Source organism: Spiroplasma sp. hy2 (assembly GCF_044714365.1).
In the GTDB taxonomy this organism is placed as follows: domain Bacteria; phylum Bacillota_I; class Bacilli_A; order Mycoplasmatales; family Mycoplasmataceae; genus Spiroplasma; species Spiroplasma phoeniceum.
Genome location: NZ_RXFZ02000051.1, coordinates 1 through 5,947 on the forward strand (window position 1 = coordinate 1; position 5,947 = coordinate 5,947).

Genomic DNA, 5,947 nt, shown 5'->3' on the forward strand with positions numbered 1-5,947 from the left:
RTTTAAAAAATTTAAAGCAAAATCATAATCTTACACAAAATTAGTTTTCAAATTGTCATATTGATGATTTTTTTTATTTCATCAAGAGTTTTCGACAAAATTAAAGGAAATATTTATTGTCTTTAAAAATATTTATTGTATAATTGCTTCTATAAGGGAAATAAAAAGAAAGATATAAATTGTATAAAGTAGGGTTAGAAGCAATTAATAATTATTATTAATACTATTTTTCTCTTATATATTCAATGTAATTTTAATTACATTTGCTTTTATAAAAACACTACTTAATAGAGAAAGGAAATATAAGAAATGAAGAGACTTTTATCGATTTTAGCAGTTTTTGGTGTATCAGCTGTAGGGACAACATCAGTAATCGCATGTAACAAAACTGAAAGTAACAACTTATCAAGAGTTAAAACAATTGCAGCACCTGTAACTGTAGAGCAAAAAAATGAAAAAATTAGTGATAGTGATATTAGAAAAGCATTAGATCCTAATGTTTTAAAAGCAGTACAAGGTGTTGTAAAAACAGCACAAGCAACTGACTTTTTATATGAACTTTATGCAGACAACAAAGGTAAAGCATTAGAAGAGACTGTTAATTTAAAAGCAGATAAAGTTGATGTATATGTTCAAATTACTCCAGCAAAAGATAAAACCGTTGTTATTGGTAAATCAGGATATATTAAAGTAACTTTACCAAAATATGGTGAAGTAACAAAAGCAGATATTTCAGATGTAACAGTGCCTGATCAAACTGTAAAAATTACAGCAGACAATCGACAAAAAGTTACAGAAAATGAATTAAAAGCAGTTAATAAAAATACAGCTCTTGCACAAGCTGTTTTAGATGCTATACGAGCGAAAGCACCAGGTGTAGAAAAAAGTGAATTTGAAATTACAAATACTGGTGAAGCGGAAGACTATTCAACAGAGAAAACTGTTGAAGTAACAGTTAAAGCAAAGGATAGTTCAGCAAAAATTACTGGTCAATTTAGATTCAATGCAAAAGTAACAGTTGTAGATAAATAAGAATTACTTTTTCTTATTTGGAACAAAATAAAAAAACACTTTGTAAGTGTTTTTTTATGCTTTTTAGTTAAAAAAATCTTTACAATCGTAGAATATCAACTAAAATTAATATAAACAAGATGAAAAAAAACAAAAGAGAAGGAGAAAAAGCATGCTTAAAAAAATTGGAATTTTAACATCTGGTGGTGATTCACAAGGAATGAATGCGGCAATTGCAGGGGTTATTAAAACAGCACATGCTAAAGGATTAGAAACATATATTATTCGTGATGGTTATTTAGGATTAATTAATAATTGAATGGAAGTTGTTGATAATAATTTTGCGGATAGTATTATGCGTTTAGGGGGGACTGTGATTGGTAGTGCACGCTTACCGGAATTTAAAGACCCAAAGGTACGAGAAAAAGCTGTTGCTAATTTAAAAAAACAAGGAATTGCAGCATTAGTAGTTATTGGTGGTGATGGAAGTTATCAAGGAGCGCAACGGTTAACAGAGATGGGAATTAATTGTATTGCTTTACCAGGAACAATTGATAATGATATCACTTCATCAGATTATACGATTGGTTTTGATACTGCCATTAATATTGTTGTTGAAGCAATTGATCGCTTGCGTGATACAATGCAATCACATAATCGTTGTTCAATTGTGGAAGTAATGGGTCATGCCTGTGGTGATATTGCTTTATATGCTGGAATTGCTGGTGGAGCAGATATTATTTCAATTAACGAAGCTGCTTTATCTGAGACAAAAATTGCTGAACGGGTTGCAACATTACATCAAACACAAAAACGAAGTGTTATTGTTGTTGTTAGTGAAATGATTTATCCCGATGTGCATAAATTAGCAAAATTAGTTGAAAGTAAAAGTGGTTATATTACCCGTGCGACAGTTTTAGGACATACTCAACGAGGTGGTAATCCAACGGCAATGGAGCGTTATCGTGCTTTTCAAATGGCACAATTTGCTGTTGAACAAATTATTGTGGGAGCAGGTGGTTTAGCAATTGGCAATCACGGTGATCAAATTATTGCTCGTCCAATTATGGAAGCATTAAGTATTCCACGACCATCACGGAAAGAAATTTGAGCTAAATTTGATGAATTAAATCAGAATATTTATCAAAAATCATAATTTTACGATAAAATAAGGTGGTAAAATATTTTTAGAAGGAGATTGTCAAGAGAATGGATAACTTTAATATTAACGAGAAAATGAAAAGAACAAAAATTATTACAACAATTGGGCCAAGTACCCATTCAGCGAGAGCCCTTGAAGAACTGTTTAAAGCAGGAATGACCACAATTCGCTTAAACTTTTCACATGGAGATCATGCTGAACAAGGAGCACGAATTGTGTGAGCACGAGAAGTTAGTGCTAAAATTGGTAAACCAATTTCAGTATTATTAGATACGAAAGGTCCAGAAATTCGTGTTGGAATAATGAAAGATGGGAAGCAAGAAATTGTTGCTGGTGCAACAGTTACAATTTATTCATTACCAAAGGAATATCAAAGCCGTGAAGGAACTGGAACGGAAATTACTGTTTCATATGATATGTCACAAGACTTAAAAGTTGGTGACGTAGTATTAGTTGATGATGGGAAATTACAGTTAAATGTTACTGGTGTTAAGCCAGGAATTATTGAAACAAAAGCTTTCAACCATCATATTGTTAAAACAAATAAACGAATTAATTTACCGGGGGTCGACTTTACATTACCATTTTTAGCTGAAAAAGATATTAATGATATTAAATTTGGAGTTGAACAAGGAATTGATTATATTGCAGCATCATTTGTTAACACAGCTGGTAATATCAAAGAAATTCGAAAATTATTAAAAGAGTGTAAAGCTGAACATGTTCAAATTATTGCTAAAATTGAATCACAAATTGGAATTAATAATATTGATGAAATTATTGCCGCATCGGATGGAATTATGGTTGCACGGGGAGATTTAGGTTTAGAAATTCCTTATTATGATGTTCCATATTGAGAAAAAATTATTATTCGTAAATGTCGTGAAGCAGGAAAAATTGTTATTGTTGCAACACAAATGTTAGAAACAATGACAGAAAATCCATCGCCGACACGAGCAGAAGTTACTGATGTTTATTTTGCAACAGAATTAGGATCTGATGCAACAATGTTATCAGGTGAATCAGCAAATGGTGACTATCCATTTATTACTGTTCATACAATGGCAATGATTAATAAACGAGCAGAGCATGAATTTTATTCAAAATTATATTATGAAAAGCAATTAGAAGATGCTATGAATTCAACAACAGGACCACGCGCTGATATTGCTAAAAAATTAGAAAATAAATGTAAAGATGGAAAATATGAATATGCTGTTGTTGTTTCAAACACCGGAGAATTATTAAAAACAATTTCAAAATTCCGCCCGAATGTAGTAATTTTAGGAGTTAGTCCACTGCCAGAATTGTATACTGCCTTTGGATCATGGCATTCAATTTTTATGAATAAAGTTGATAATTATGAAGCATTTAAAACAGATGAAAAAGCAATTTGTGAAGTTGCAAAAAAATGAGGAGCAAAAATTGGTTCAACAATTTTATTTGCGCGCAACGAAGAAATTAAAGAAATTACAATTAAATAATTAAACTAGTTACCCATGGTCTAATCTTCCTCTTTTCTCAGCAAGTTAAGGATGATGGAAGCTTAATAAAAGAACGATTAGATTACTAGTAACAACGGTTAGTTTACGTTTAAGCACTTTTCGTTATTAAGTGTGAAAGATAAATTAGGTTAAATCCTAATTTAATTAGGATGGTACCGCGAAGAACTCGCTCCTAGTATTATTGTTTTAATAATTATTGGGAGCGAGTTTTATTTTTAGGAAAGGAAGATTACAAATGATTAAAATTACATTACCAGATGGGCAAGTTCGTGAATTTAAAAGTCCACAAACAATTCATGCTATTGCCAGCAGTATTGCATCAAGTCTAGGGAAAGCTGCCTTTGGTGGGGTTTTTGCTGGTCAAATTCGTAGTTTAGACTATTTAGTAACAACTGATGGGCCATTAGAAATTATTACTGATAAATCACCACTAGCCTTATCAATTTTGCATAATACAACAGCATTAATAGTAGCAAAAGCAATTACTAATTTATATCCAACCGCTAAAATTGCTAAAATTGTGGTACAAGATGATACCTTTTTAATTGACTTTGATGTTGAACCACATTTAAAAGAAACTGATCTTAGTGCTTTAGAACAGGAAGTAACAAAATTAATTAATAATAATCTTGCTATTACACCTGTTTTAGGGACTCTGACCGATGCAAAAAAATGATATAGGGATAATCTTTATTTATTAACTTTTTGTCTAGAAACAGGGGCAGAACAAGCCGGATACTTACTTGGCAATGAATTATATTTGCCAAATACTTATCCAGTTACAACTTTAAAACATATTAAAGTATTAAAACTTTGAAGTTTAGCAGGAGCGTATTGACAAGATGATGCTAAAAATAAAATGTTGCAACGATTAACTGGAAGTTCACATTTTTCGCGTGAATTATTTGAACAAATATTATTAGCATATGAAGAGCGAAAAGAACGCGATCATCGTAAAATTGGAAAGGATTTAGAAATCTTTACTTTTGATAAATTAGTTGGACCTGGTTTACCAATTTGGTTACCAAATGGAATGGCATTAAAAAAAGTACTACAAGAATATATCCGAGAAAAAGAATGAGAATATGATTTTATTGAGGTTGATACACCAGTTATTGGAACTAGTGAAATGTATAAAATTTCTGGTCATTGGGATCATTATCAAGAAAATATGTTTGCACCAATGGCACAAGATAATGAAATTAGTGTTTTACGGCCAATGGCATGTCCGCACCATATTGCTGTCTATAATTATAAACAACGTAGTTATCGTGAATTACCATTACGGATTGCTGAGCATGCCATTTTACATCGTTATGAGACATCGGGAAGCTTAACAGGACTCGAGCGAGTACGAATGATGCAATTAACTGATTCACACATCTTTTTACGTCATGACCAGTTAAAAGAAGAATTTAAACGTTGTTTTAAATTAATTAATGAAGTTTTAACAGATTTAAAAATTACTGTTGATTATTATTCATTGTCATTACGTGATCCAGCAAATAAGGAAAAATATTATGATGATGATCAAATGTGAAATCATGCTGAACAAATGCTACAAGAAGCATTAGATGATTTAAAAATTCCATATGTGCCAATGATTGGCGAAGCAGCGTTTTATGGACCAAAGTTAGACATTCAAATTAAGACAGCATTAAACCATGAAATTACTGTTTCAACTTTACAATTTGATTTTTTATTACCAAAAAAATTTAATTTAAGTTATATTGATGCAACAGGAGCAAAAGCAAGACCAGTAATGTTACATCGTGGTTTAATTGGAACTTATGAACGTTTTATCGCAATTTTATTAGAAAAAACAAAAGGGGTTTTACCATTTTGATTAGCTCCAAAACAAATTGTCATAATCCCAGTTAATAATGAGCATCATTTGGAATATGTTAATGAATTACATCAGCAATTTAAAAAGTTAAAATTACGTACAATGATTGATGATCGTGATGAGCGTTTAAGTTATAAAATTCGAGAAGCACAAGTTGCTAAAATTCCATATCAAATTGTGATTGGTGACCAAGAACGGGATAAAAAAATGATTACTTATCGAATTTATGGACAAGAAGACCAAATTACTACTACTTTTGATAAGTTTATTATTTTAATTAATAGACTTCTTGCATAACCTAGTTATTTTAAAATTCCTATAAAATATATTTAAAATAGAAATTATAGGAATCTAAAATTATGAAATTTGATAAATTTGATTTTATTAATGATAAAGAATTATTCCGATTAACAGGAATAAAAC

4 protein-coding genes are annotated in these 5,947 nt (G+C 30.7%); all 4 read left to right on the plus strand.

Translation table 4 applies throughout. From position 1 onward, the window contains the following. Positions 1–309 precede the first annotated feature (309 nt). The 4 genes from EHV01_RS02600 (at position 310) to thrS (ending at position 5,821) form a co-directional block, all read left to right on the plus strand. A complete protein-coding gene (locus tag EHV01_RS02600) occupies positions 310–1,032 on the plus strand; it encodes a spiralin lipoprotein (RefSeq protein WP_422066069.1) in 723 nt (240 codons plus the stop codon). A gap of 151 nt (positions 1,033–1,183) precedes the next feature. Continuing rightward, positions 1,184–2,167 carry a 6-phosphofructokinase gene (gene pfkA, locus EHV01_RS02605; protein ID WP_422066070.1) on the plus strand — a complete coding sequence of 328 codons (984 nt, stop codon included), beginning with the start codon at positions 1,184–1,186 and terminating at the stop codon, positions 2,165–2,167. A 53-nt stretch (positions 2,168–2,220) separates the two neighbouring features. Continuing rightward, the gene (gene pyk / locus EHV01_RS02610) at positions 2,221–3,657 is read left to right on the plus strand and encodes a pyruvate kinase (RefSeq protein ID WP_422066071.1); all 1,437 of its coding nucleotides are present in this window, start codon (positions 2,221–2,223) and stop codon (positions 3,655–3,657) included. A 256-nt stretch (positions 3,658–3,913) separates the two neighbouring features. Further along, positions 3,914–5,821 (plus strand): threonine--tRNA ligase, encoded by a 1,908-nt coding sequence (thrS, locus tag EHV01_RS02615; RefSeq protein ID WP_422066072.1) that lies wholly within the window; start codon positions 3,914–3,916, stop codon positions 5,819–5,821. Positions 5,822–5,947 lie beyond the last annotated feature (126 nt).